This window comes from Dactylosporangium sp. NPDC050688 (assembly GCF_040654515.1).
GTDB lineage: Bacteria > Actinomycetota > Actinomycetes > Mycobacteriales > Micromonosporaceae > Dactylosporangium.
The window spans coordinates 1-25645 of sequence record NZ_JBFAIC010000051.1 but is presented as its reverse complement, the minus strand read 5'-3'; the positions used below and the strand labels follow the sequence as shown (position 1 = coordinate 25645).

Here is a 25645-nt window from a genome sequence, read left to right as displayed (position 1 = left end):
TCCCGAATGGTTCCGGTAGCCAGGGCTACCGGAACCATTCGGGATCATGGAGGAGCGGCCGGGTGGCACGGTCACAGCAGGTCCAGCGGGTCGACCTGGATCCTCACGGTGTCGGTGGCCTTGCGGGCGGAGCGCAGGCCGGCGGCGGTGCGCAGGGCGAGGGCCAGGGCGACGCCGGCGGCGCGGCCGGTGCGCACCAGCATGCGTTCCTGGTCGTCGCCGGCGGGGACGGGGCCGAGGATCTCGGTGCCCGGGGGAAGGCGGGCGGCGGCGAGCAGGTCGGCGACGGCGACGGGGGGGCCGGTCAGCGACGCCATGCGCACGACCGGCGGGAAGCCGAGCTCGCGGCGGTCGGCGAGTTCGCGGGCGGCGAGCCAGCCCGGGTCGAAGCGGACCAGGGCCTGCACGACGGCGAGGGACGCGTCGGCGACCACGACGACCTGGCCGGTGTGGCGGGCCAGGGACGCGGCGGTCAGCCAGCGGCGCAGGGCCTCCTCGGTGGCGCGCAGGTCGGCACGGGTGAGCAGGGCCCAGCTGTCCAGCAGGAGCACGGCGCCGTACCCGCCGGGCGCAACGGGCTCCGCGCCGGGGGTGGACACCACGATGGAGGCCTCGCCGGGGACCGTGGCGAGCACGCCGTCGCGGCCGGAGGTCCGCACCGGGGTGTCCGGGAAGGCGCGGGCCAGCTCCTCGGCGGTGCGCCGGGCGCCGACGACCGAGGCGCGCAGGCGCCTGCTGCCGCATTCCGGGCAGTGGTACGCGGCCGCGACCCGACCGCACCAGCGGCACGACGGGGGTGCGGACGACGACGGCAGGGCGAGGGGGCCGGCGCAGTTCGGGCAGCGGGCGGCGGTGTAGCACTCGGCGCAGGCGACGGACGGGACGTACCCGCGCCGCGGCACCTGGATGAGCACGGGCGCGTCGCGCTGCAGGGCGTCGCGGGCGGCCCGCCAGGCGGCGGTGGGCAGCCGGGCCGACACGGCGCCGGGGTCGCGGGCCAGCTGGTCGTCCTCGCCGACGGTCACCACCTTCGGCATGTGCCGGCGCAGCACGTCGCGGGCGGCGGCGACCTCGATCGCCCAGCCCGCCTCGATGAGCTGCTGGGCTTCCGCGGTACGCGCGAAACCGCCGACAATCACGCCGCAGCCTGCCTGCTCGGCGCGGGCGAGCAGGACCTGGCGGGCGTGGGGGTAGGGGGCCCTGGGTTCGGCGTGCAGGTCGTCGCCGTCGTCCCAGATCGCGACGAGGCCGAGGTCGGCGACGGGGGCGAAGCACGCGGCCCGGGTGCCGATGACGACGCGGGCCTGGCCCCGGGAGGCGGCGAGGAAGCGCCGGTACCGTTCGGCGGGGCCGAGCGCCGCGGACAGCGCCACGTGCGAGCCGGTGCCGCCGAGGGCGGTGGTCATGGCTGCGTCGAGGCGGTCCAGGTCGCGGGCGTCGGCGACGACGAACAGCGCGCCGCGGCCGCCGCCGAGCGTGGTCGCGGCGGCCTCGGCCAGCCGGGCGGGCCAGTCCTCGCCGGGCAGCGCGGTCCACACGGCGTGCGGGCGGCGCCCGTCGCCGAGGGCGCGCAGCAGTGCGGGTCCGGCGGTGTACCGCCGCCAGCCGTGCTCGTCGACCGCCGGGACGGGCCGGGCGGCACCGTGCGCGGCCGGGGCCTGCTCGGTGCGAGCGTGCCGGGGCGGCACGGCGAGGCGCAGCACGTCGGGCATGGTGCCGGCGTACCGGTCGGCGACCTGCCTGGCCAGGGCGGCGATCTCGGGCCGCAGCACCGGCTCCGGCGACACCACCTTCTCCAGGAACAGCAGCTGCCCCTCGTGGCCGGACGCGGCGACGCGCTCCAGCAGGTACCCGTCGACGGGCTGGCCGGCGAAGCGCACCTTCACCCGTACCCCGGGCTGGGCAGCGGCGTCGAGGGTGGCCGGGACCTGGTAGTCGAAGGGCCGGTCGAGGTGTGGCAGGGGCACGTCCACGCACACCCGCGCGACCGGCAGCTCGGCGGCGGCCCGGCGGGGCGGGGCGGACTTCGCGGTGCGGGCCTTCCCGGCGGTCCTGGCGCGCCCGGCGACGCGTTCCGCGGCGGCCCTGCCGCTGATCGGCGCGACCGGCTCGAGTTGTGGGAAGAGACCGTCCTGTGATGCGTCGCCGTCGTGCATAAGAATAGACGTTGGCCGATCAATCCGGGAATGCGATTGATCGGCCAACGTCGAAGTGTTGATCAGGCGCCGGCGGCGGACTTCAGCTCGGCGGTGCGGCTCGCCTGCTCCCAGGTGAAGCCCGGCAGCTCGCGGCCGAAGTGACCGTAGGCCGCGGTCTGCTGGTACACCGGCTTGAGCAGGTCGAGGTCGCGGATGATCGCGGCCGGGCGCAGGTCGAAGACCTCGTTGATGGCCTTCTCGATCCGATCGACCGGCACGACCTCGGTGCCGAAGGTCTCCACGAACAGCGAGACCGGGTGCGCCTTGCCGATCGCGTACGCGACCTGGACCTCGCAGCGCTCGGCCAGGCCGGCGGCCACGACGTTCTTGGCGACCCAGCGGGTGGCGTACGCCGCGGAACGGTCGACCTTCGACGGGTCCTTGCCGGAGAACGCGCCGCCACCGTGCCGGGCGTAGCCGCCGTAGGTGTCGACGATGATCTTGCGGCCGGTGAGGCCGGCGTCGCCCATCGGGCCGCCGATCTCGAAGCGGCCGGTGGGGTTGACCAGCAGCCGGTAGCCGTCGGTCTCCAGGCCGAGGCCCTCGAGCTCCGGGGCGATGACGTGCTCGCGCACGTCGGGGGTCAGCAGCGACTCCAGGGAGATGTCGGGCGCGTGCTGGCTGGACACCACGACGGTGTGCAGCCGGACCGGGCGCAGCCCGTCGTACTCGATGGTGACCTGGGTCTTGCCGTCGGGCCGCAGGTAGGGGATGGTGCCGTCCTTGCGCACGGCGGACAGGCGGCGGGCGAGCCGGTGCGCCAGCGCGATCGGCAGCGGCATCAGCTCGGGCGTCTCGCTGCAGGCGAAGCCGAACATCATGCCCTGGTCGCCGGCGCCCTGCAGGTCCAGGTTGTCACTGCCGGAGCCCTCGCGGACCTCGAGCGCGGAGTCGACGCCCTGCGCGATGTCCGGCGACTGGGCGCCGATCGACACGCTCACGCCGCAGGAGGCACCATCGAAGCCCTTCTTCGACGAGTCGTACCCGATGCCGAGGATCGTCTCACGAACGATCTTCGCGATGTCGGCATACGCGGACGTGGTCACCTCACCGGCGACGTGGACCTGACCGGTGGTGATCAGGGTCTCAACGGCGACCCGGCTGCGGGCGTCCTGCGTGAGGAGCGCGTCGAGGATGCCGTCACTGATCTGATCGGCAATCTTGTCCGGGTGACCTTCAGTGACCGACTCTGACGTGAACAGGCGGCGGGCCAATGGAGCTCCTCAGGGATACGGCTTCGGTTGTTTGGTTTCGCAGCAGTGTACGACCTGACACTCGCGCCCCGATAAACGCATGGTTGAGTCCGGGACCGATTGTCGCGGCGAAACCGTCATGATCAGGGAAAACGGGCGAGCACGGTGTCCAAAATCCTATCGGCAAGGTCGTCTTTAAACAGTTCGGGCAGGGCGTCGCGGGTGCCGTCCGCACCGAGGATCACCGCTTGGTTGCGCTCGGCACCGAAGGTCTTGCCGACCCCGACCTCGTTCACCACGATAAGGTCGGCCCGCTTGCGCAGCAGCTTTTCGTGACCGTTGGCGACGGCCTGCTCGATCGCGGCGGTCTCCGCGGCGAACGCGACCAGCACCTGCCCCTCGCGCTTCGCGGCGCCGAGCTCGGCGGCGATGTCCGGGTTGGTCACCAGCTCCAGGGTCGGCGCCGACCCGTCCACCTTCTTGATCTTGCCGGGGGCGAACACCGCGGGCCGGAAGTCGGCGGGCGCGGCCGCCATGACCACGACGTCGGCGCTCGCGGCGGCGGCGAGGGTGGCGACCCGCAGCTCCTCGGTGGTCTCGACCCGCACCAGGTCGGCGCCGGCCGGGTCGGCCAGCGCCACGTTGGCCGCGATGAGGGTGACCCGAGCGCCCCGGGCGACGGCGGCCCGGGCGATCGCGTACCCCTGCTTGCCGGAGGACCGGTTGCCGATGAACCGGACCGGGTCGATCGGCTCCCGGGTGCCGCCGGCGGTCACGACCACGTGCCGCCCGGCCAGGTCCGGGGCGATGCCGCCGCGGCGCAGCAGCCGCTGCGCGACGGCGAAGATCTCCGCCGGTGCGGGCAGCCGCCCCTTGCCGGTGTCGGCGCCGGTGAGCCGCCCGACGTCGGGCTCCAGGACCACGATCCCGCGGGACCGCAGCAGCTCGACGTTGGCCCTGGTGGCGGGGTGCTCCCACATCTCGGTGTGCATGGCGGGCGCGAAGAGCACCGGGCACCGGGCGGTGAGCAGCGTGTTGGTGAGCAGGTCGTCGGCGAGGCCGTGCGCGGCCTTGGCCAGCAGGTCCGCGGTGGCGGGGGCGACGACGACGAGGTCCGCCTCCCGGCCGAGCCGCACGTGCGGCACCTCGTGGGCGCCGGTCCACACGTCGGTGCTGACCGGCTGCCCGGACAGGGCCGCCCAGGTCGCCTCACCGACGAACGTGAGCGCCGCCGCGGTCGGCACGACCCGCACCCGGTGACCCGACTCGGTCAGCAGCCGCAGCAGCTCACACGCCTTGTACGCGGCGATCCCACCGCCGACGCCGAGAACGACCCGCGGCCGGTCACCGGCGCCGTCCCCGGCATGCATGTCGGACTAGACCTCTTCGATGCGCTCAGCGGTCAGCAGCCCGCTGTTGATCTCACGCAGCGCGATGGACAGCGGCTTCTCCTGCGGCGTGGTCTCCACCAGGGGACCGACGTACTCCAGAAGCCCCTCACCCAGCTGGCTGTAGTAGGCGTTGACCTGGCGGGCACGCTTCGCCGCGAAGATCACCAGCGCGTACTTCGACGTGGTCTTCTCCAGCAGCTCGTCGATCGGCGGATTGGTGATGCCCTGGGGGTCTGCCACGGTTCCGGCCACGAAACAACCTCACGACTTTCGAATTGACAGCTCGCGAACCTGTAAACCTTACCAGGCCGCCCCCGCCCTCGACCGTCACCCGCCCAGGTCAGCCCCACGGACAGCCCCATCAGCAATGGCGATCACCAAGAGCGGATCTTCAAATCCGGAAGATCGCCGATCGCCTACCGCCCGAATGCCACATACCGGATCACCCGCTACCCGCCAGCGTTGAGACCACGGCAATGGGGATCTCGACGGGGCAAGCGGAAGGGGCAGGCCACGGTTCGGACAGCGGGCCCGACCCCACCGATGTCGATCTTGCCTGGTTGATCAAAGTCACGTCGTGGCCGTCCGGACGACCAGAACACGACTTGGATCACCACGGCGGCCCGACCGGCGGCCCGACCGGCGGCCCGACCGGCGGCAGGGCAAGCGGGCAGGGCAAGCGGGCAGGGCTGACCCCGTTGGTCTGGATCTTGCCCGGTTGATCGAAGTCGTGGCGTGGTTGTCCGGGCGACCAGAACACGACTTGGATCACCACGGTGGGCCGGCCGGCGGCAGCGCGAGCGAACAGGACGAGCGAACAGGACGAGCGGGCAGGGCAAGCGGGCAGGGCTGACCCCGTTGGTCTGGATCTTGCCCGGTTGATCGAAGTCGTGGCGTGGTTGTCCGGGCGACCAGAACACGACTTGGATCACCACCGTGGGCCGACCGGCGGCAGGACAAGCGGGCAGGCGAGCAGGCGGGGCAGGCGGGCAGGGCTGACCCCGTTGGTCTGGATCTTGCCCGGTTGATCGAAGTCGTGGCGTGGTTGTCCGGGCGACCGGAACGCGGCTTGGATCACCACGGTGGTCCGGGCGGACCGCAGCGCCACCCGCCCGGTGGACGTTCGTGGCCACAGCGCCGGCACAGCACAGCGCCCGGACCCCATCCGGGTCCGGGCGCTGTGTTCACACTGGTCCGGGGGGACCTGGCGGCAGTCACTTGCCGCCGGCGAACTCCCCGAGCAGTGCCTTGCGCTGCTGGTCGCCGAGGCCGCGGAGGCGGCGGCTGTCAGCGATCTTCAGCTTCTCCATGATCTGCGTCGCGCGGATCTTGCCGATGCCGGGCATTGCCTGCAGCACGGCCGAAACCCGAAGCTTGCCGACGACGTCGTCGGACTCCGCACGATCGAGCACGGCAGCGAGGGTGGTCTTCCCCTGCTTCAGTTGCTCCTTCAGCTCAGCGCGAGCCTTACGAATCTCAGCCGCTTTTTCCAAAGCGGCCGCGCGCTGTTCCGGGCTCAGTGACGGGAGCGGCACCAGGTCTCCTCAGGTCCCTTGAAAAGAATGTTGATGGTCTAGCGCCGGGAAAACTAGCGGTCACGAGCCATTTCGGCAACGTGGCTATCGCATGATCGACGGCCGGTGGCGGCTGGATGATCAGGCGGTGACCGCCAGCGCGGCCGCGCAGTCGTCACGCGCCCGCTCCGCGGCGGCACGCAGCGTGGCCACGCCGGGGCCCGCGCCGAGGACCTCGCGGGAGTACGACGGCAGCACGTCAGGGGCTTGATCACCGAAGGCGGCGCGCAGTCCGTCGGCCCTTCCGCCCTGTGCGCCGAGGCCCGGCGCCAGGATCGGGCCATTGAGGTTCGTCAGGTCGTGCCCGTGCTGCCCGAGGGTCGCGCCGATCACCACGCCGATGTCGCCGAGCGGGGTCACACCCGCGTTGACCTGCGAAATCTCGTCGATGACGGTCTGCGCGACGGTCTTTCCGGCGGTGCCGACGGCGCGCTGGACGGCGGCGCCCTCGGGGTTGGAGGTGAGAGCGAGGACGAAGGCGCCGAGCCCGTTGGCGACCGCCTTGTCGATGATCGGGCGCAGCGCGCCGACGCCGAGATAGGGGCTGACAGTGATCGCGTCGGCGCGCAGCGGTGCGGCCGGATCGAGGTACGCGTCGGCGTACGCGGCGGCCGTGGAGCCGATGTCACCCCGCTTGACGTCGAGGATCACAAGGGTCCTGGTCTCGGCAAACTGTCGGATAGTTGACTCCAGCACCGCTATGCCCCTGGAGCCGAAACGCTCATAAAAGGCGGACTGGGGCTTGATCACTGCGACCCGGTCGGCCAGGGCCTCCCCCACCGTCCGACTGAACGCTTCCAGGCCCTTGACATCGTCGGAGAGCCCCCAGGCGGTCAGCAGGGAGGGGTGCGGGTCGATCCCGACGCACAGCGGCCCCAGCGTGTCCATGGCGGCCCGCAGCCGCGCGCCGAATCGGACGCTCACGCCGTCACCTCCGCTACGCTCCGGCGCCGCCGTGAGCCAAGACTGCGCCCATGGTTCGCGGCTCCTCCGCTACGCTCCGGACCGCTCACGCCGTCACCTCCGCTACGCTCCGGCGCCGCCGCGAGCCAAGACTGAGCCCATGGTTCGCGGCTCCTCCGCTACGCTCCGGACCGCTCACGCGTTCCCCCTTGTCGCTTGCACGGCCTGCCGCACGAGGCGCGGGCCGTGGTAGATGAGTCCTGTGTACAGCTGCACGAGCGCGGCGCCGGCGTCCAGCATCCTGGTGACGTCGTCGCGGGTGGTGATCCCGCCGACGCCGATGACCGGCAGCCCGCTCTCCTTGGTGACGAAGCGCACGACCTGCAGCGCCCGCGGCGCGAGGGGCCGGCCGCTGAGCCCGCCCGCCTCGGCGGTGGGCACGCCGGGGCGTTCGATCGTGGTGTTGGTGGCGATGAGCCCGGCGACGCCCCGGGCGAGGCACACGTCGAGCAGCTCGCCGAGGGCGGTGTCGGTGAGGTCGGGCGCGACCTTCACCAGCACCGGCTTGCCCGCCGGGTTCGCCGCGTGCAGCGCCCCGAGCAGCGCGGACAGGTGCGCCTTGTCCTGCAGTTCGCGCAGCCCGGGGGTGTTCGGCGAGCTGACGTTGACCGCGAAGTAGGCGCCCTGGTCGTACAGCTGCCGGAAACTGCTGACGTAGTCCTCGACGGCGCCGGTCAGCGGGGTGACCTTCGACTTGCCGAGGCTGATGCCCAGCGGCACCGGCAGGGGTCCCAGCTCGGCCAGACGCGCCGAGAGGGCCCGGGCGCCGGCGTTGTTGAACCCCATCCGGTTCACGATCGCCTCGTGCTCCGGGAAGCGGAACAGCCGGGGCCGGTCGTTGCCGGGCTGCGGGTGCCAGGTGACGGTGCCGACCTCGACGAAGCCGAAGCCGAGCCGGGGCCAGGCCCGCAGCGCCCGGCCGTCCTTGTCCATGCCGGCGGCGAGCCCGACCGCGTTCGGGAAGTCGATCCCGAACACGGTCCGGCGCGCGCCCGGCGGGCTGTACGCGGACCCCTTGCCAGGGATCCGCGACAGCCAGCGCAGGGTCCGCTCGTGCACCGCCTCGGCGTCACCGCCGCCGAGGCGGAACAGCACCGGGCGGACGAGCCGCTCGTAGGTCACCGCTGCCCGCGCAGCGCGGCGTGCAGCTCCTGCAGCGGCCGGACCGTCATCTCGCCCCGCAGCAGCGCCTCGATGCCCATGACGGCGGCGGCCGCGCCGGGCAGCGTGGTGATGCACGGGATGTCGGCGACGACGGCGGCGCTGCGGATCTCGTAGCCGTCCTGCCGGCCGTTGGAGCCCTGCGGCGTGTTCATGACCAGGGCGACCTCGCCGCCGGCGATCATCGACACGGCGTTGCGGCCGTTGCCCTCCTCGTAGTGCTTCGGCACGATCTCGCAGGCGACGCCGTACCGGCGCAGCACCTGACCGGTGCCGGCGGTGGCGACGATGGAGAAGCCGAGGTCGGCGAGGCGCTTCACCGGGAACACGATGCCGCGCTTGTCCCGGTTGGCGACCGTGACGAGGACCGTGCCGGTGGTGGGCAGCGAGCCGTACGCGGCGGACTGCGACTTGGCGAACGCGTGGCCGAAGGACGTGTCGATGCCCATCACCTCACCCGTCGACTTCATCTCCGGGCCGAGCAGGTTGTCCACGCCCTTGCCCTCCACGGTGCGGAACCGCTTGAACGGCAGCACCGCCTCCTTGACCGCGATCGGCGCGTGGTCCGGCGGCGTGCCGCCGTCGCCTTCGGCCGGCAGCAGCCCCTCGGCGCGCAGCTCGGCGATCGTGGCGCCGAGCGCGATGCGGGCCGCGGCCTTGGCCAGGGGCACCGCGGTCGCCTTCGACACGAACGGCACGGTGCGCGAGGCGCGCGGGTTGGCCTCCAGGACGTACAGGTTGTCGTCCTTGAGCGCGTACTGGACGTTGAGCAGCCCCCGCACGCCGATGCCGCGGGCCAGGGCGACCGTGTAGCGGCGCACCTCGGCCAGGTGCACCCCGGCGAGGGTGATCGGCGGCAGGACGCACGAGGAGTCGCCGGAGTGGATACCGGCCTCCTCGATGTGCTCCATGACGCCGCCGACGTACACCTCGCCGTCCTTGTCGCACAGCGCGTCGACGTCGATCTCGATGGCGTCGTCGAGGAACCGGTCGACGAGCACCGGGTGCGCCGGGGAGATCTCCGTGGCGCGGGCGATGTAGCCGCGCAGCGTCTCCTCGTCGTACACGATCTCCATGCCGCGCCCGCCGAGCACGTACGACGGCCGTACCAGCACCGGGTAGCCGATCTCGTCGGCGATGAGCTTGGCCTCGGGGAAGCTGGTCGCGGTGCCGTGCGCGGGGGCGGTGAGGCCGTTCTCGGCGAGCAGCTTGCCGAACGCGCCGCGGTCCTCGGCCAGGTCGATCGCCTCGGGCGAGGTGCCGACGATCGGCACGCCCGCGTCGGCGAGCTGCTGGGCGAGGCCGAGCGGGGTCTGCCCGCCGAGCTGCACGACGACGCCGACCACGCCGGGGCCGCCGCCGGCCCGGCCGGACTCGTTCTCGGCGTGCACGACCTCCAGCACGTCCTCGAAGGTGAGCGGCTCGAAGTACAGCCGGTCGGCGGTGTCGTAGTCGGTGGAGACGGTCTCCGGGTTGCAGTTGACCATGACGGTCTCGTAGCCCTTGGCCCGCAGCGCCATGACCGCGTGCACGCACGAGTAGTCGAACTCGATGCCCTGCCCGATGCGGTTCGGGCCGGAGCCGAGGATGAGCACCTTCGGCCGGTCCGACGGGGCGACCTCGGTCTCCTCCTCGTAGGTGCTGTAGTGGTACGGGGTGCCGGCGCGGAATTCCGCGGCACACGTGTCCACCGTCTTGTACACGGGCCGCAGGCCGAGGCGCTGGCGCAGGCTGCGTACCCCGTCCTCGCCGGCGAACTCGGGGCGCAGCGCGGCGATCTGCCGGTCGGACAGCCCGGCGCGTTTCGCGGTGCGCAGCAGCGGCTCGTCGAGCACCGCGGCGCTGAGGATCTCGGCGCGCAGGTCGACCAGCGCCGCGATCTGGTCGACGAACCACGGGTCGAAGCCGGACGCCGCGGCGACGGCCTGCACGCTGTGGCCCTCACGCAGGGCACGTTCGGCGGTGTACAGCCGGCCGTCGTGCGGGACCTTGAGCGCCTCCAGGGCGTCGACGCCCGGCTTGTCGGGGACGGTCCAGAAGCCGGCGGCCTTGGTCTCCATCGACCGCATCGCCTTGCCCAGGGCCTCCTGGAACGTGCGCCCCATGGACATGGCCTCGCCGACCGACTTCATCGTGGTGGTGAGCTCCGCGTCCGCGCCGGGGAACTTCTCGAACGCGAACCGCGGGATCTTCACCACGACGTAGTCCAGCGACGGCTCGAACGCCGCCGGGGTCTTCAGGGTGATGTCGTTGGGGATCTCGTCGAGGGTGTAGCCGATGGCCAGCTTCGCGGCGATCTTCGCGATCGGGAACCCGGTCGCCTTGCTGGCCAGGGCGCTGGAGCGGGACACCCTCGGGTTCATCTCGATGACGACGAGCCGGCCGGTGGCCGGGTGCACCGCGAACTGGATGTTGCAGCCGCCGGTGTCGACGCCGACCTCGCGCAGCACGGCGATGCCGAGGTCGCGCAGCCGCTGGTACTCCACGTCGGTGAGCGTCATGGCCGGGGCGACAGTCACCGAGTCGCCGGTGTGCACGCCCATCGCGTCGACGTTCTCGATGGAGCACACGACGACGACGTTGTCGTGCTTGTCGCGCATCAGTTCGAGCTCGTACTCCTTCCAGCCGAGCACGCTCTCCTCGATGAGGACCTCGTGCACCGGGGAGGCGACCAGGCCGCCGCCGGCGAGCCGCTCGAGGTCGGCGTCGGTGTGCGCCATGCCCGAGCCGAGCCCGCCCATGGTGAACGACGGGCGGATGACGACCGGCAGGCCGAGCTCCGCGACGGTCTCGCGGACCTCGTCCATCGAGTGGCAGACCCGGCTGCGCGGGGTCTCCCCGCCGGCCTTCGCGACGATGTCCTTGAACAGCTGCCGGTCCTCGCCGCGGCGGATCGCGTCGATGTTGGCGCCGATGAGCTCGACGCCGTACTTGTCGAGCACCCCGGCCTCGTGCAGGGCGACCGCGGTGTTGAGCGCGGTCTGCCCGCCGAGCGTGGCGAGCAGCGCGTCGGGGCGCTCCTTGGCGATCACCTGCTCGACGAACTCGGGAGTGATCGGCTCGACGTACGTGGCGTCGGCGAACTCGGGGTCGGTCATGATCGTCGCCGGGTTGGAGTTGACGAGGCTGACCCGCAGCCCCTCGGCGCGCAGCACCCGGCACGCCTGGGTGCCGGAGTAGTCGAACTCGCACGCCTGGCCGATGACGATCGGGCCGGAGCCGATGACGAGGACGTGCCGGAGATCGGTCCGTTTAGGCATTGGTGTTCATCAACTCCGCGAATCTGTCGAACAGGTAGTCCGCGTCGTGCGGCCCCGCTGCCGCCTCCGGGTGGTACTGCACGGTGAAGGCCGGCACGTCCAGGCAGCGCAGGCCCTCCACGACGTCGTCGTTGAGGCACACGTGGCTGACCTCGACGTCGCCGAACTCGGTGGTGGTTCTGGTATCGCGCGGCGCGTCGACGGCGAAGCCGTGGTTGTGGCTGGTCACCTCGACCTTGCCGGTGGCCCGGTCCAGGACCGGCTGGTTGATGCCGCGGTGGCCGTACCCCAGCTTGTACGTGCCGAACCCGAGCGCCCGGCCCAGGATCTGGCTGCCGAAGCAGATACCGAACAGCGGGATTTTTGCCGACATTACCGATTTGGCCAGTTCGACCGGGCCGTCCGCGGTGGCCGGGTCACCCGGGCCGGGAGAGAAGAACACGGCGTCGGCGTGCAGCGCACGGATCTCCTCGAGCGTGCTCGACGCCGGCAGCACGTGCGTGGTCACCCCGCGGACCGCCAGGCGGCGCGGCACGTTGCGCTTGATGCCGAGGTCGATCGCGGCGACGGTGAACCGGTGCTCGCCCTGCGCCTCGACCGTGTACCGCTGCGGGGTGCTCACCTCGGCGGACAGGTCGGCGCCGAGCATCTGCGGCTGCTGGCGGACCCGCTGCAGCAGCCCGTCGCGGTCGTCGTCGACGCTGGACACGCCGACGCGCATCGCGCCGCGCTCGCGCAGGTGCCGGGTGAGGGCCCGGGTGTCGATGCCGCTGATGCCGACGATCCCCTCGACCGCGAGGCGGTCCTGGAGACTGCCGGAGGCCCGCCAGTTCGAGTACGCCCGGGCCGGGTCGCGCACCACGTAGCCGGCGACCCAGACCCGGTCGGACTCGTCGTCCTCACCGTTGACGCCGGTGTTGCCGATCTGCGGCGCGGTCTGCACCACGACCTGCCGGTGGTACGACGGGTCGGTCAGCGTCTCCTGGTAGCCGGTCATGCCGGTGTTGAACACCGCCTCACCGAAGGTCTCGCCGATGCTGCCGAAGGCCTCGCCGCGGAAGGTGCGGCCGTCCTCCAGTACCAACAATGCTGCTCTGCGCTTCACCGAGTCGCCTTTCCGTTCAACACCGTCGGCTCGCCGCGCAGGTAGGTCGCCTCGACGCGACCGCGCAGCTCCATTCCGGCGTATGGGGTGTTGCGCGACCTGCTGGCCAGGGCGGTCGGGTCGACCGTCCACCTGACGTCCGGGTCGAAGATTGCGATGTTCGCCACCTGGCCGACCTCCAGCGGGTGGCCGTGCCCGGCCAGCCCGGCGATCTTCGCGGGCGCGACGGACATCCAGTCCGTGATCCTGTCCCACTGCGGCCCCATCGTCTGTACGACGATCGCGAGCGCGGTCTCCAGCCCGAGCATGCCCGGCCTGGCGTACGCCCACTCGCACTCCTTGTCCTCCACGCTGTGCGGGGCGTGGTCGGTGGCCACACAGTCGATCGTGCCGTCCTGCAGGCCGCGGCGCAGGGCGAGGACGTCGGCCTCCGTCCGCAGCGGGGGGTTCACCTTGTACACCGGGTCGTAGTCGACGGCGAGGTCCTCAGTGAGCAGCAGGTGGTGCGGCGTCACCTCGGCGGTCACCCGCCACCCCTTCGACTTCGCCCAGCGGATCAGCTCGACGCTGCCGGCGGTCGACACGTGGCAGATGTGCAGGCGGGCGCCGACGTGCCCGGTGAGCAGCACGTCCCGGGCGATGATCGCCTCCTCGGCGACCGCGGGCCATCCGGTCAGGCCGAGCCGGGCGGCGACGTCGCCCTCGTTCATCTGCGCGCCGGTGGTCAGCCGCGGCTCCTCGGCGTGCTGGGCGATGACCCCGTCGAACGCCTTGACGTACTCCAGGGCGCGGCGCATCAGCCGCGGGTCGTGCACGCAGTGCCCGTCGTCGGAGAAGACCCGCACCCTCGCCGCGGAGTCGGCCATCGCGCCGAGCTCGGCGAGCTGCTCGCCGCCGAGGCCGACGGTGACGGCGCCGATCGGCTGCACGTCGACCAGGCCGGCCTCACGGCCGAGGCGCCACACCTGCTCCACCACGCCGGCGGTGTCGGCGACCGGGGACGTGTTCGCCATCGCGCACACCGCCGTGTACCCGCCCAGCGCCGCGGCCCGCGAGCCGGACTCCACGGTCTCGGCGTCCTCGCGGCCCGGCTCGCGCAGGTGGGTGTGCAGGTCGACGAGCCCGGGGAGCGCCACCTTGGGGCCGGTCTTGTCCGGATCTATGCGGACAATGACCCCGTCCTCGACGGTGATCTCGCCCAGCTGGGTGCCGGTGATGACGGTCACGCTTTGCCTCCGAGCAGCAGGTAGAGGACGGCCATCCGCACGGAGACCCCGTTGGCGACCTGTTCGACGATCGTGGAGCGCGGCGAGTCCGCGACCTCCGGCGCGATCTCCATGCCCCGGTTCATCGGCCCGGGATGCATGACGATCGCGTGCCCGGGCAGCCGTCGCATGCGCGGCACGTCGAAGCCGTAGCGCCGCGCGTACTCCCGCTCCGAGGGGAAGTACGCCTGGTTCATTCGTTCCCGCTGGACCCGCAGCATCATGACGACGTCGGAGTCCGGCACGACGGCGTCCAGGTCGTAGGACGTGCCGGCGGGCCACGCGTCCACCCCGACCGGCAGCAGCGTGGGCGGGGCGACGAGCGTCACCTTCGCCCCGAGGGTGTGCAGCAGCTGCACGTTGGACCTGGCCACCCGGGAGTGCAGCACGTCGCCGACGATGGCCACGTTCAGCCCGGCCAGACGCCCGAGCCGGCTGCGCATCGTGTACGCGTCCAGCAGCGCCTGCGTGGGGTGCTCGTGGGTACCGTCGCCGGCGTTGACGACGCTGCCCTCGACCCAGTTGGCGAGCCGATGCGGCGCGCCGCTGGCGGGATGGCGGATGACCACCGCGTCGGCGCCCATCGCCTGCAGGGTCAGCGCGGTGTCCTTGAGACTTTCACCCTTGGAGACGCTGGAGCCCTTCGCGGAGAAATTGATGACGTCGGCCGACAGCCGCTTCGCCGCCGCCTCGAAGGAGATCCGCGTCCTGGTCGAGTCCTCGTAGAACAGGTTCACCACCGTGCGCCCGCGCAACGCCGGCAGCTTCTTCACCTCGCGCCCCGCCAGGCTCGCCATCTCCGCCGCGGTGTCCAGCACGAGGGTCGCGGTGGCAGCGTCCAGGTCGGCGGCGCTGAGCAGATGCTTGATCACGCCTGGCCTCCCCTGCTCTTGTTCACGATGATCACCGCGTCCTCGCCGTCCTGCTCGGCGGTGAAGACCCGGACGCTCTCCTCGATCGACGTCGGGATGTTCTTGCCGACGTAGTCGGCCCGGATCGGCAGCTCGCGGTGGCCCCGGTCGACGAGGACGGCCAGCTGCACCATCCGCGGCCGGCCGAGATCCTTCAGCGCGTCGAGCGCCGCGCGCACGGTCCGGCCGGAGAACAGCACGTCGTCGACGAGAATCACCCGGCGCCCGTCGAGGCCGCCCGGCGGCACCTCGGTGTGACCCAGCGCACGGGTTGCCTGCAGGCGAAGGTCGTCCCGATAGAGGGTGATGTCCAACACACCCACCGGGATGGTCATGCCCTCGAACGTGGCGATCCGCGCGGCCAGCCTGTGCGCCAGGGGCACGCCCCGGGTAGGTATGCCCAGCAGCACCGTTTCGGCCGCGCCGGACGTCTTTTCCAGAATCTGATGGGCAATCCGGTCCACCACCCGGGCGACATCTGCCGCCGTTAGGATGGTTTTGCCCAGCTCAGCGCCGGTTGTCGGAGACGACAAACCAGACCTCCTTCCCCGCCTCACCGGACGGGTCGTTAAAGGACGTCGAACGGCAACCACCCTAACAACCGCCCTGACCTGGGCAACGGATGGGTCTCGACCACTTGACCACGCGTCATTCGCCAGTTACGGTCACGCTCCGTAGCGATCGCTGGGGAAACCCCTCAGGCCAGTGACTGGGAGTGTCCGTATGCCGTCTGAGTACGCCAAGTCTCTTGGTGCTCGCCTGCGCTCCATCCGACAGCAGCAGGGGCTGTCTCTGCAGGGTGTCGAGGAGAAGTCGGCAGGGCGTTGGAAGGCCGTCGTCGTCGGTTCGTACGAGCGGGGCGACCGGGCCGTCACGGTTTCCCGCCTGGCCGAGCTGGCCGAGTTCTACCGCGTCCCCGTCGCCGAGCTGCTGCCCGAGGGCAGCGGTGTCCGGCACGAGCCCACCAACAAGATCGTCCTGGACCTGGAGCGGCTGTACGACGCCGGTGCCGAGGACCTCGCCTACGTGGCCCGGTACGCCCGGGCCATCCAGCAGCAGCGTGGCGACTACAACGGTCGCGTGCTGTCCATCCGGGCGGACGACCTGCGCGCCCTGGCGATCGTCTATGACGCCTCGCCGTCGGGCCTGGTCGAGCGGCTCAACGAGCACGGCGTGCTGGTCACCGACCCGCGCAGCCTGTTCCAGTCCTGACCGTCTGAAAGGGGCCGCCGTCCCGCGGCCCCTTTTTCGGCCCGCCGAGTTGACCTTGGACACTTTGACCGGTCAGAACCGGCACAAGTGTCCAAGGTCAACAAGGACGCCAGCCCGCCGCGAGCAGGGCGGCCCGCAGCTGGCGGACCGGCCTGCTGGATCAGCGCCTCACGTCGTACGCCACGCAGCCGGCCGAGCACGCCGAGCACCTCGTCGCCCGAGACCAGTCGCTGCTGGAACGCGGCCGCGACCACGGCGGTCGCCTCCGCGTCGTCCCTGGCCCACTGCGCCGCGTCCACCAGTGACCGGGCAGCCACCGTGGACGGGGGCAGCCGCTGCAGCACATCTTCCCGGGGCAGGGTCGCAGTCCGCCTGATCACCGTTTCTGGCAGCGCGGCCCGCACCCTGCGTTCGGCTGTGATCAACACCTCGGTGTAAGACTTCGCATAGCCCTTGAGCCCGAGCACCTCCAGCGCGCTGAACGCCGCAAGCGGCCCGCGGCTGCCCAGCACGCCCATCCAACGCCGCTGCGGCACCCCGATCGGGCCGGTCATCGCCACGTACAACGATCGCACCGGCTGCTGCCAACGGCCTGACCGCACCCGGTGGTCGAGCGCGTGCCGGGTCAGGTGGCGCAGGGCCTGGCGGCGGGAGATGACCTGGTGCTGGCGGAACAGCAGGTGCTCGAGCGGATCCGCGTCCTGCGACGGCGGATCACGCTCGGCGTTCGTCCAGCTCACATCCGTGCGGGCTACGTGGCGTAGTCGGCGATCCGGCCGAGGATGCCGTTGAGGAAACGCGGCGAGTCGTCGGTCGACAGCGTCTCCGCCAGCTCGACCGCCTCCGTGATGGCGACCGGGTTGTCGATCTCGTCGTTGTACAGCAGCTCGTACACCGCGATGCGCGCGAGATTCCGGTCGACCACCGGCATCCGCTCCAGTGTCCACCCCTCGGCGTAGCTGGCCAGCAGCTCGTCGATGCGCACGGCGTGGCTCTCGACGCCCTCGACCAGCTGCACCGTGTAGGGCAGGTAGCTGGGCTTCGGCTCCTCGAGGTTCGCCACGTAGGACGTCAGGACCGACCCACGCGGCTCACCGCGCAGGTCGGCCTGGTAGAGCACGTCGAGGGCACGCTTGCGGGCCTTGCGCCGCGCGGTCATCTGCGCGGTGACGTCGCCCCCGAGGAAGGAGCCCCCAGAAAAGGACACGGTCAGGCCCGGCCGAGGTAACGGCTGTCGCGGGTGTCGACCTTGATCTTCTCGCCGGTGGAGATGAACAGCGGCACGTTGACCGTGGCGCCCGTCTCGACGGTCGCCGGCTTCGTGCCGCCGGTGGAGCGGTCACCCTGCAGGCCCGGCTCGGTGTAGGTGACCTCGAGGATCACCGACGTCGGCAGCTCGACGTACAGCGGCACACCCTCGTGCGTCGCCACCGTCACCTCAGCCTCCGGCAGCAGGAACTTCGTGTTCTCGCCGACGGTGCCGGCGGGGACCGAAATCTGCTCGTAGGACTGCAGGTCCATGAACACGTAGTCTTCGCCGTCGATGTACAGGTACTGCATCGTGCGCTTGTCGACGGTGGCGGTCTCGACCTTCGTGCCGGCGTTGAACGTGCGGTCGACCACCTTGCCGGAGAGCACGTTCTTCAGGGTGGTCCGCACGAACGCGCCGCCCTTGCCCGGCTTGACATGCTGGAACTCAACAACGGTCCACAGATCGCCGTCGAGGTTGAGCACCAGGCCGTTCTTCAGGTCGTTCGTGGTTGCCATGTGGATAGACGTCACTTTCGTCGGTTGGTCCGTGCGGCATCGTGCCGGCGGAAAGGCCCGAAGCAGTGTACCGGTCGGGCAGGCACCCGTTCATGCCGCATTGGCCATGCGGACATGAGACTCAGCCAGTGTGCCAGGGTGGGCAGACCCGACATCGTCAACCGTACCCTGGGTTTCGCGGGTTCCGTCGCCATCGCGGTGGGTGGCGCGGCCGCCGGCGCGCTGCCGCAACGCGACCCGTTCGAGCACTGGCCGGCGATCCGCGAGCTGCGCGCCTTCCCCCTCGTCGGCGTCGCCGGCACCTACTTCGGCCTCGCCCTGCTGTGCGGCGCGTGGCTGCGGATGCGTGCCACCGCCGACACGCAACGCCCCGCCGACCTGGTCCGGACCCTGCTGTGGTGGGCCGCGCCGCTCGCGCTCACCGCCCCGATGTTCAGTCGAGACGTGTACAGCTATCTCGCGCAGGGCGCCATGGTCGGCCGCGGCCTCGACGCGTACCGCTGGGGCCCGTCCACCCTTGGCGGCCCGCTGGCGCTGGACGTCCCGGCGATCTGGCAGGACACGCCCGCGCCGTACGGCCCCGTGTTCCTGCGCTGCGCCTCCGCGGTCCTCGCCGGCACCGGCGAGCACACCGTCGCCGGCGTCCTGGCGATGCGGCTCGTCGCCCTCACCGGGGTCGCCCTGCTCGTCGCCTGCCTGCCGGGCCTCGCCGCCCGCTTCGGCGTGCCCGCGCAGCGGGCCCTGTGGTTCGGCGCGCTCAACCCGCTGCTCCTGCTGCACCTCGTCGCCGGCGCCCACAACGACGCCCTCATGGTCGGCCTGCTCGCCGCGGGCCTGCTCGCCGCCGCCCGCGACCGCCCGCTGCTCGGCGCCGCCCTCGTGACCGCCGCCGCCCTGGTCAAGGCCCCCGCCGTGCTCGCCCTGGTCACGGTCGTCGCGCTGTCGCGTGGCCGCGCCGGCGCCCTGATCCGCACTGCCCTCGGCGCCGCCCTCGCGTTCCTGGTGCTGCAGGCCGCGTCCGGGCTCGGCCTGGGCTGGATCGCCGCCCTCCACACCCCGACGACCGTGCGCAACGGCCTGTCGCTGAGCACCGACGCCGGCATGCTGCTCGCCGTGGCCGGCCACCCCGACGCGACAGCGGTCGTCCGGCTCGCCGGCGCCACTCTCGGCTGTGCCCTGGCCGGCTGGGCGCTGCTGCGCGCCCCGAACCCTCTCGCCGGGCTCGGCCTCGTCCTCGCCGCGATCGTCCTGTGCGGCCCGGTCGTGCATCCGTGGTACCTGCTGTGGCCGGTCGTCCCGCTCGCCGCCGGCCTGCGTCGCCAGCGTTCGGCCGCGGTACGGCTGTCGGTCGGCGCCGCGATGTTCCTGCTGCCGTTCGGCGCGCCCGGCTACCCCGAAGCGGTCGTGGCCGCCGCCTTCGGCACCGTCGCCGGCGTGCTGTACCTCCGCCTGCGCCCTCCGCTGCCCGTCCTCGTCCCGGCCACCTGACCGCTTTGCGGGGATACGGCCGCCGCCGTCCTCGTGGGACACGCCCGCCGGTCCCGGCGGCGCGCCCATGTCGAGCGTCACCCCGCGACGCGGCCGACGCCGGGGTCACGTGGCGGCCGCCACCGACGCCGCGATCACGCCGTAGCGCGGCCACGCTGGACGGGCGGCTGCACATCGCGGTCGCCGACACCGGCATCGGCATCCCGTTCGCCGAGCCGCGACCTCCGGCGGTGACGCAGGCGCCCCGTCCGGGGTGAGGGTCGGCCGCGCGCGGCCTGGCGGACCGGCTCGGCCTGCGGCGCAGGCTGGCGGCCGTCGCCGCGGCGCTGGCCACGCCCGCGGTCGCGGCGCGAGCCACGCCCACGGTCACGCCGCGGCGCGAGCCACGCCCACGGTCACGCCGCGGCGTGAGCCAGGCCCACGGTCACGCTCCAGCGCGGGCACGCCCGAGTTACGCGCGGCGTGAGCCACGCCCACGATCACGCCGCGGCGCGGCGTGAGCCACGCCCACGGTCACGCTCCGGCACGGGCTACGCCCGCGGTTACGCGGCGACCGCCGCGTACGCCTTGAACAGCAGCTCGTCCGGCGGCCCCGCCAGGGTGCCCGGGGTCGCGAGGCCGTCGAGGACGACGAAGCGCAGGGTCGCGCCCCGGGCCTTCTTGTCGACGCGCATCGCGGCGTGCAGGTCGGGCCAGGCGGCCGCGTCGTACGTGACGGGCAGGCCCAGCAGGGTGAGCACCCGCAGGTGGCGGTCGGCGACGTCGGCGGGGAGGCGGCCCGTGAGCCGGCCGAGCTCGGCGGCGTAGACGAGGCCGACGCTGACGGCGTGGCCGTGCTTCCAGCGGTACTGCTCGCGGCGCTCGATGGCGTGGCCGAGGGTGTGGCCGTAGTTGAGGATCTCGCGCAGGCCCGACTCACGCAGGTCGGTGGAGACGACCCTGGCCTTCACCGCGACGGCCCGCTCGACCAGCTCCGGCAGCACCGTGCCGTGCGGGTCGAGGGCGGCGGCGGGGTCGGCCTCGACGAGGTCGAGGATGGCGGGGTCGGCGATGAAGCCGCACTTGACGACCTCGGCCATGCCGGCGCGCAGGTCGTCGGCGGGCAGCGTGTCCAGGGTCGACAGGTCGCACACGACGCCGGCCGGCGGGTAGAACGCGCCGACGAGGTTCTTGCCGGCGGCGGTGTTGATGCCGGTCTTGCCGCCGACGGCCGCGTCGACCATGCCGAGCAGGCTGGTCGGGACCTGGACGAGGCGGACGCCGCGCAGCCAGCTGGCGGCGACGAAGCCGGCCAGGTCGGTGACCGCGCCGCCGCCGACGCCGACGACGGCGTCGCTGCGGGTGAACGCGGCCTCGCCGAGCGCGTCCCAGCAGCCGGCGGCGACCGTGATGTCCTTGCCCGCCTCGGCGTCGGGGACCTCCAGGGGCAGCACAGCGTGGCCGGCGGCGCGCAGCGCGGTCATGACCTGCTCAGCATGCCCACGCACGGGGCCGGCGAACAGGACCGCGACCTGGGCGGCGCCGCCCACCAGCTCGGGCACCCGGCCGAACAGCCCCCGCCCGATCAGCACCGAGTAGCCGTCGACGTCAACCACGGAATGAGCCACGGAAGAACCCCCGGAAGCAGCCACGGACGAACCGCCGGAAGATGCTGAGGAAGCGGTCACAGCTTGCCCGCCAGTTCGCCGGCGATGTCCTCGGGAGTGCGGCCGTCGGTGGCGACCGTGACCGTGGCGACCTGCTCGTACAGCGGCCGGCGCTGGTCGAGCAGGTACTTCAGCGTGGCCCGCGGGTTCAGCGCGAGCAGCGGGCGGCCGGTGCCGAGGCCGACCCGGGACACGGCGTCGGACAGCTCGACCGACAGGTACACCACGGTGTGGCCGGTGAGCAGGGCGCGGGTCTCAGGGGCGAGGATCGCGCCGCCGCCGAGGGCCAGGACACCGCCGAACGTCGCCAGCGCGTCGGCGACCGCGGCCCGCTCCAGGGCGCGGAAGTGCTCTTCGCCCTCGTCGATGAAGATCTCCGGGATCGGCTTGCCGGCGATGGTCTCGATGTCGGCGTCGACGTCGCGGAACGGCACGCCGAGCGCCTCGGCCAGCAGCGTCCCGACCGTCGTCTTCCCGGCCCCCGGAGGACCGACGAAAACCGCGCGCGGCCGCACGCCGCCGCCGGCAGAGACGCCAGAAACGCCGGCGCCGCCAGAGACACCGCCGCCGCCAGAAACGTCGTCGCCGCTCACCGGATCACCAGGTGCTCGAGGTAACCGGCGACGTTGCGCTGGATCTCCGACACCGAGTCGCCGCCGAACTTCTCCAGGGCGGCCTCGGCCAGCACCAGCGCGACCATCGCCTCCGCGACGACCGCGGCCGCCGGCACCGCGCACACGTCGGAGCGCTGGTTGATGGCGGTGGCCGCCTCGCCGGTGGTCACATCGATCGTCTGCAGGGCACGGTTGAGCGACGAGATCGGCTTCATCGCGGCGCGGACCCGCAGCGGCTCGCCGGTGGTGATGCCGCCCTCGAGCCCGCCGGCCCGGTCGGTGACGCGCCGCACGCCGTCGGCGGTGTTGATGATCTCGTCGTGCGCCTGCGAGCCGCGGGAGCGGGCCTGGGTGAACGCGTCACCGATCTCGACGCCCTTGATCGCCTGGATGGACATCAGGGCGGTCGCGAGACGGGCGTCCAGCTTGCGGTCCCACTGGACGTGGCTGCCGAGGCCCGGGGGCACCCCGTACGCCAGGATCTCCACGATGCCGCCCAGCGTGTCGGCGTCCTTCTTGGCGGCGTCGACCTCCTCGACCATCCGCGCGCTGGCGTCGGGGTCGAGGCAGCGCAGCGGGTCGGCGTCGATGCGGTCGAAGTCCTCGGGCCGGGGCAGCAGGCCGGGCTTGGCCGCGACCGAGCCGAGCTCGATGACGTGGGAGACGATGTCGACGCCGAGCGCCTGGCGCAGCAGGGCCTTGGCGACGGTGCCGACGGCGACCCGGGCGGCGGTCTCGCGGGCGCTGGCGCGCTCCAGGATCGGCCGGGCGTCGGTGTGCCCGTACTTCTGCATGCCGGCGAGGTCGGCGTGGCCGGGGCGGGGCCGGGTCAGCGGCGCGTTGCGGGCCTGCGCGGCGAGCACGTCGGGGTCGACCGGGTCGGCCGCCATGACGGTCTCCCACTTGGGCCACTCGCTGTTGCCGACGCGGATCGCGACGGGGCTGCCGAGGGTGCGCCCGTGCCGCAGGCCGCCGATGAACTCGACCACGTCCTGCTCGAACGCCATCCGCGCGCCGCGGCCGTAGCCGAGGCGTCGACGGGCCAACTCTGCCGCCACGGACGCGCTCGTCAACTCGATGCCGGCGGGAACACCCTCCAGGATCGCGACGAGTGCCGGGCCATGCGACTCACCTGCGGTCAACCAGCGCAACACGTCGCAAGTCTGTCACGGAGGTACGACACTTCCCACATTGAGGTAACGCAAGCCCGCCAGGCGGGACGACCCGGAACGCGTCAGGAGGACCGCAGCGCCGCCCGCATCGCGGCGACCGGCGCCTTCACCCCGGTGAACAGCTCGAACTGGTCGACGGCCTGCCACAGCAGCAGGTCCAGCCCCGACACGATCGCGCACCCCGCGGCCTGCGCGGCGGCGGCGAGCGGCGTCGGCCACGGCTCGTAGATGGCGTCGAACACGACCGGCCGCCCGGACCAGTCAGCGACGGCGAGGCTGTCCGCGGCACCCTTCGGCACAGTGGAGATCACCACTGGGAAGGCGGTGCACCCGGCCAGTGACGCCCAGGGCTCGTGCTCGAGCGCCACGTCGAGGGCCGAGGCGACCGGCAGCAGCTCCTCGTATGCCTCGCTGCGGCGGGTGTACAGGGTGACGTCGGCCGACAGCGCGGCGGCCGCGGCGATCGCGGCGCGGGCGGTGCCGCCGCCGCCGAGGACCGCGAGCCTCGGGGTGCGCGCGACGCCCGCCTCCAGCAGCGCCCGGACCATGCCGGGGGCATCGGTGTTGTAGGCGTGCCACCCGTACGCGCGGCGCACGAGGGTGTTGGCGGCGCCGATCGCGGCCGCGAACGGGTCGACCATCGCCGCGACCGTCAGCGCCACCTCCTTGAGCGGCATGGTGAGCGACAGCCCGGCCCAGTCGGCCTCGAGCCCGGTGACGAGCCCCGCGAGGTCGTCCGTGCCGCATTCGATCGCGGTGTACGACCAGTCGCGCAGCCCGGCGGCGGCATAGCCGGCGTTGTGGATCGCCGGTGAGCGGGAATGGCTCACCGGCTGGCCGAGGACCGCCGCTCGCACCTACTTGACGCCGTTCTTCTTGGCCTGCTCCCACAGCTTCTCGAACTCCGCGAACGTCTTGGCGTACGCGGTGTTCCCAGCGGTGTCGATGGCGCAGAAGAAGTAGTAGTCGTGCTTCGGCGGGTTGATCGCCGCCTTCAGCGCGCTGCTGCCGGGGTTGCTGATCGGCCCGATCGGCATACCCGGCACGTCGTGGGCGTTGTACGGGTTCTTCTTGTTGTGCAGCTCCGAGTTGAGCAGCTCGGTGGACGGCTTGGCGCCCTTGCCGGTGATGCGCAGGTAGTAGTTGACGGTGCTGTCGACCTGCAGGCAGTTGCACGGGAACTTGCCGGAGTACACCCGGTTGTACAGGACCCGCACGATGCCTTCCTGGTCCTTGTCCAGCCCCTCGACCTGGGCGATCGACGCGGCGATCAGCGCCTCGTAGGGCGAGATGCGCAGGGAGGTCTGCACGCCGTCGATGAACCCGGTGGTCTCGATCTCCTGGTTGAACCGCTTGATGATGATCTTCAGGATGCCGGTCGCGTCGACGTTCGGCGGGAAGTCGTAGGTGGCGGGGAACAGGAAGCCCTCGATGCTCTTGGCGACCTGCTTGCCGTCCTGGCGGGTGAACCACACGTCGCCCAGCCCGAGCGCCTTGGTGTCGGCGGCGGCCTTCTCGAACTCCTCGTAGGGGATCTTGGTGACCTCGGAGAGCTTCTTGAAGGTGTCCTGGTACGTGAGGCCCTCGGGGAGCGTGACCTTGTTGACGAGGCGGCTCTTCGGGTCGAGCATCAGCGACAGGGCGTCGGCGGCGCGCATCTGCTTGCGCAGCTTGTAGAAGCCCGGCTGCAGCTTCTTGCTGCGCTCGTCCTTCTTCGCGGCCTCGATGAACGCCTTCGCGCTCTTCACAACATCCTTTTCCGCCAGCGTGGCGGCGATGTCCGCGGCATACTGGTTGGGCAGGACCTCGACCGTCACCTCGCCGGTGCCGCCGCCGTTGTAGTCGGCAGCGGTGAACATGTCCTTGACCCGGTCCACACCGACATATGCCCCATACGCCAGGCCGCCGAAGACCAGCAGGCTGATGAAGAGCGCGAGGAAGGTCCTCCCGCCGCGCCCCTTCTTCCTGCTGCGGGTGCGGCCCGCAGCGGCGCGGCTGCGTCGGTGTCTGCTGGGGCGCTCCTCGTCGTCCCAGCCCAGGTCCAGCTCGTCCATCTGTCCTTCGCCTCCTGGCATTTCAGCCGCGAACCGCTCCGGCCCGGTGCGCGTCGAGCCATCGTTGCAGGATCTCCACCGCGGCCACCTGGTCGATGACCGCGCGTTGCCGTCTGCCCCGGACGCCGCGCTCCGACAGCCTACGTGTTGCGGCCGCGGTGGACATCCTCTCGTCCGTCAGCAGCACCGGCACAGGGTCCGCCAAAGCGGCGAGCCGATCCGCGTATTGCCTGATCAGCACCGCTGCTGGGCCTTCCTGCCCGGCGAGGTTGATCGGCAGCCCGACGATGATGGCGACCGCCTCGTACTCAGCGACCAGTCGCAGTATTTCGGACATGTCCGAAGGGATCTGGTCACTGTCCGTGGCCGGATCGCGCGGCACCGTCGCGACCGGGCTGGCGAGGATCCCATCCGGGTCGCAGACGGCGACGCCCACCCGGACGGTGCCGACGTCGACGCCGATCCGCCGGCCCCTGGTCCACGGCGTCACTCGCGCTGCGCTCACGGGTAGCACCCTATGTGCATCGCGCATCCCTCAAACGCGCGCGGGTAGGTGAATCGACGAATTCACCTACCCGCATGCGGCCGCGGCCGCGGCCGCGGCCGCGGCCGCCCCCCCCCCCCCCCCCACCGCGGCAAAAACCCCCGCGCCACCACCGGAAAAAGGGAGA

At 71.9% G+C, this 25645-nt stretch carries 24 protein-coding genes; 3 read left to right on the top strand and 21 right to left on the bottom strand.

Annotation, left to right across the window (positions count from 1 at the left end; translation table 11 throughout):
- Positions 1 to 71: 71 nt before the first annotated feature.
- From AB0H83_RS35885 to pyrR, 12 genes are all read right to left on the bottom strand, one after another.
- A complete protein-coding gene (locus tag AB0H83_RS35885) occupies positions 72 to 1973 on the bottom strand; it encodes a primosomal protein N' (protein WP_360103099.1) in 1902 nt (633 codons plus the stop codon).
- Positions 1974 to 2218: 245 nt separating this feature from the next.
- A complete protein-coding gene (metK, locus tag AB0H83_RS35880) occupies positions 2219 to 3412 on the bottom strand; it encodes a methionine adenosyltransferase (protein ID WP_033356845.1) in 1194 nt (397 codons plus the stop codon).
- A 122-nt stretch (positions 3413 to 3534) separates the two neighbouring features.
- A complete protein-coding gene (gene coaBC / locus AB0H83_RS35875; RefSeq protein ID WP_360102983.1) occupies positions 3535 to 4761 on the bottom strand; it encodes a bifunctional phosphopantothenoylcysteine decarboxylase/phosphopantothenate--cysteine ligase CoaBC in 1227 nt (408 codons plus the stop codon).
- Between the two features lie 6 nt (positions 4762 to 4767).
- Positions 4768 to 5034 carry a DNA-directed RNA polymerase subunit omega gene (gene rpoZ / locus AB0H83_RS35870; RefSeq protein WP_033356843.1) on the bottom strand — a complete coding sequence of 89 codons (267 nt, stop codon included), beginning with the start codon at positions 5032 to 5034 and terminating at the stop codon, positions 4768 to 4770.
- A gap of 962 nt (positions 5035 to 5996) precedes the next feature.
- Positions 5997 to 6317, bottom strand: coding sequence for an integration host factor, actinobacterial type (gene mihF / locus AB0H83_RS35865; RefSeq protein ID WP_033356842.1), 321 nt, complete (start codon positions 6315 to 6317; stop codon positions 5997 to 5999).
- A 120-nt stretch (positions 6318 to 6437) separates the two neighbouring features.
- Complete coding sequence (pyrF, locus tag AB0H83_RS35860) at positions 6438 to 7280, bottom strand: orotidine-5'-phosphate decarboxylase (RefSeq protein ID WP_360102980.1); 843 nt, start codon at positions 7278 to 7280, stop codon at positions 6438 to 6440.
- Positions 7281 to 7454: 174 nt separating this feature from the next.
- Complete coding sequence (locus AB0H83_RS35855) at positions 7455 to 8441, bottom strand: quinone-dependent dihydroorotate dehydrogenase (protein WP_360102978.1); 987 nt, start codon at positions 8439 to 8441, stop codon at positions 7455 to 7457.
- Positions 8438 to 11740 (bottom strand): carbamoyl-phosphate synthase large subunit, encoded by a 3303-nt coding sequence (gene carB / locus AB0H83_RS35850; RefSeq protein WP_360102976.1) that lies wholly within the window; start codon positions 11738 to 11740, stop codon positions 8438 to 8440. The genes AB0H83_RS35855 and carB overlap by 4 nt, the downstream gene beginning before the upstream one ends.
- Positions 11733 to 12845, bottom strand: a complete 1113-nt coding sequence (gene carA / locus AB0H83_RS35845) for a glutamine-hydrolyzing carbamoyl-phosphate synthase small subunit (RefSeq protein ID WP_360102974.1) — start codon at positions 12843 to 12845, stop codon at positions 11733 to 11735. Before carA ends, carB begins: the two co-directional genes overlap by 8 nt.
- Positions 12842 to 14071 carry a dihydroorotase gene (locus tag AB0H83_RS35840; protein WP_360102972.1) on the bottom strand — a complete coding sequence of 410 codons (1230 nt, stop codon included), beginning with the start codon at positions 14069 to 14071 and terminating at the stop codon, positions 12842 to 12844. The genes carA and AB0H83_RS35840 overlap by 4 nt, the downstream gene beginning before the upstream one ends.
- Positions 14068 to 14982, bottom strand: coding sequence for an aspartate carbamoyltransferase catalytic subunit (locus AB0H83_RS35835; RefSeq protein ID WP_360102970.1), 915 nt, complete (start codon positions 14980 to 14982; stop codon positions 14068 to 14070). The genes AB0H83_RS35840 and AB0H83_RS35835 overlap by 4 nt, the downstream gene beginning before the upstream one ends.
- Positions 14979 to 15554, bottom strand: coding sequence for a bifunctional pyr operon transcriptional regulator/uracil phosphoribosyltransferase PyrR (pyrR, locus tag AB0H83_RS35830; RefSeq protein ID WP_360102968.1), 576 nt, complete (start codon positions 15552 to 15554; stop codon positions 14979 to 14981). The genes AB0H83_RS35835 and pyrR overlap by 4 nt, the downstream gene beginning before the upstream one ends.
- Positions 15555 to 15744: 190 nt before the next feature.
- Between pyrR and AB0H83_RS35825 the strand changes: the two genes are divergently transcribed.
- Complete coding sequence (locus AB0H83_RS35825; RefSeq protein WP_033356835.1) at positions 15745 to 16233, top strand: transcriptional regulator; 489 nt, start codon at positions 15745 to 15747, stop codon at positions 16231 to 16233.
- On the opposite strand, the gene AB0H83_RS35820 is transcribed toward AB0H83_RS35825, so the two are convergent.
- The gene (locus tag AB0H83_RS35820) at positions 16146 to 16793 is read right to left on the bottom strand and encodes a hypothetical protein (protein WP_360102965.1); all 648 of its coding nucleotides are present in this window, start codon (positions 16791 to 16793) and stop codon (positions 16146 to 16148) included. The two genes, AB0H83_RS35825 and AB0H83_RS35820, sit on opposite strands and share 88 nt — an antisense overlap.
- A gap of 45 nt (positions 16794 to 16838) precedes the next feature.
- On the opposite strand from AB0H83_RS35820, the gene AB0H83_RS35815 reads away from it, so the two are divergent.
- The gene (locus AB0H83_RS35815) at positions 16839 to 16997 is read left to right on the top strand and encodes a hypothetical protein (RefSeq protein WP_360102963.1); all 159 of its coding nucleotides are present in this window, start codon (positions 16839 to 16841) and stop codon (positions 16995 to 16997) included.
- On the opposite strand, the gene nusB is transcribed toward AB0H83_RS35815, so the two are convergent.
- Complete coding sequence (nusB, locus tag AB0H83_RS35810) at positions 16985 to 17392, bottom strand: transcription antitermination factor NusB (protein WP_360103097.1); 408 nt, start codon at positions 17390 to 17392, stop codon at positions 16985 to 16987. The genes AB0H83_RS35815 and nusB overlap by 13 nt on opposite strands.
- 50 nt (positions 17393 to 17442) lie before the next feature.
- Complete coding sequence (gene efp, locus AB0H83_RS35805; protein ID WP_360102961.1) at positions 17443 to 18000, bottom strand: elongation factor P; 558 nt, start codon at positions 17998 to 18000, stop codon at positions 17443 to 17445.
- Between the two features lie 138 nt (positions 18001 to 18138).
- Here efp and mptB point away from each other — a divergent pair, with 138 nt between their 5' ends.
- The gene (mptB, locus tag AB0H83_RS35800) at positions 18139 to 19488 is read left to right on the top strand and encodes a polyprenol phosphomannose-dependent alpha 1,6 mannosyltransferase MptB (protein WP_360102959.1); all 1350 of its coding nucleotides are present in this window, start codon (positions 18139 to 18141) and stop codon (positions 19486 to 19488) included.
- A 542-nt stretch (positions 19489 to 20030) separates the two neighbouring features.
- On the opposite strand, the gene aroB is transcribed toward mptB, so the two are convergent.
- The 6 genes from aroB to ruvX form a co-directional block, all read right to left on the bottom strand.
- Complete coding sequence (aroB, locus tag AB0H83_RS35795; RefSeq protein WP_360102957.1) at positions 20031 to 21119, bottom strand: 3-dehydroquinate synthase; 1089 nt, start codon at positions 21117 to 21119, stop codon at positions 20031 to 20033.
- A 32-nt stretch (positions 21120 to 21151) separates the two neighbouring features.
- Positions 21152 to 21649: a shikimate kinase gene (locus AB0H83_RS35790; protein WP_360103095.1), complete on the bottom strand. Its 498-nt coding sequence runs from the start codon at positions 21647 to 21649 to the stop codon at positions 21152 to 21154.
- 74 nt (positions 21650 to 21723) lie between these two features.
- A complete protein-coding gene (aroC, locus tag AB0H83_RS35785) occupies positions 21724 to 22902 on the bottom strand; it encodes a chorismate synthase (RefSeq protein ID WP_360102955.1) in 1179 nt (392 codons plus the stop codon).
- An 80-nt stretch (positions 22903 to 22982) separates the two neighbouring features.
- On the bottom strand, positions 22983 to 23777 hold the full coding sequence (locus tag AB0H83_RS35780; RefSeq protein ID WP_360102953.1) for a shikimate dehydrogenase: 795 nt from the start codon (positions 23775 to 23777) through the stop codon (positions 22983 to 22985).
- Entirely contained in the window at positions 23778 to 24974 is a 1197-nt protein-coding gene (gene mltG, locus AB0H83_RS35775) for an endolytic transglycosylase MltG (protein ID WP_360102951.1), read from the bottom strand.
- A gap of 22 nt (positions 24975 to 24996) precedes the next feature.
- Entirely contained in the window at positions 24997 to 25464 is a 468-nt protein-coding gene (gene ruvX / locus AB0H83_RS35770) for a Holliday junction resolvase RuvX (protein ID WP_360103093.1), read from the bottom strand.
- Between the last annotated feature and the right edge of the window lie 181 nt (positions 25465 to 25645).

What these genes read in the sequence shown, in the direction of transcription:
- carB (WP_360102976.1), bottom strand. Translation starts at nt 11,740, where the DNA reads ATGCCTAAACGGACCGATCTCCGGCACGTCCTCGTCATCGGCTCCGGC.
- mltG (WP_360102951.1), bottom strand. Translation starts at nt 24,974, where the DNA reads ATGGACGAGCTGGACCTGGGCTGGGACGACGAGGAGCGCCCCAGCAGA.
- efp (WP_360102961.1), bottom strand. Translation starts at nt 18,000, where the DNA reads ATGGCAACCACGAACGACCTGAAGAACGGCCTGGTGCTCAACCTCGAC.
- AB0H83_RS35825 (WP_033356835.1), top strand. Translation starts at nt 15,745, where the DNA reads ATGCCGTCTGAGTACGCCAAGTCTCTTGGTGCTCGCCTGCGCTCCATC.
- coaBC (WP_360102983.1), bottom strand. Translation starts at nt 4,761, where the DNA reads ATGCATGCCGGGGACGGCGCCGGTGACCGGCCGCGGGTCGTTCTCGGC.
- nusB (WP_360103097.1), bottom strand. Translation starts at nt 17,392, where the DNA reads ATGACCGCGCGGCGCAAGGCCCGCAAGCGTGCCCTCGACGTGCTCTAC.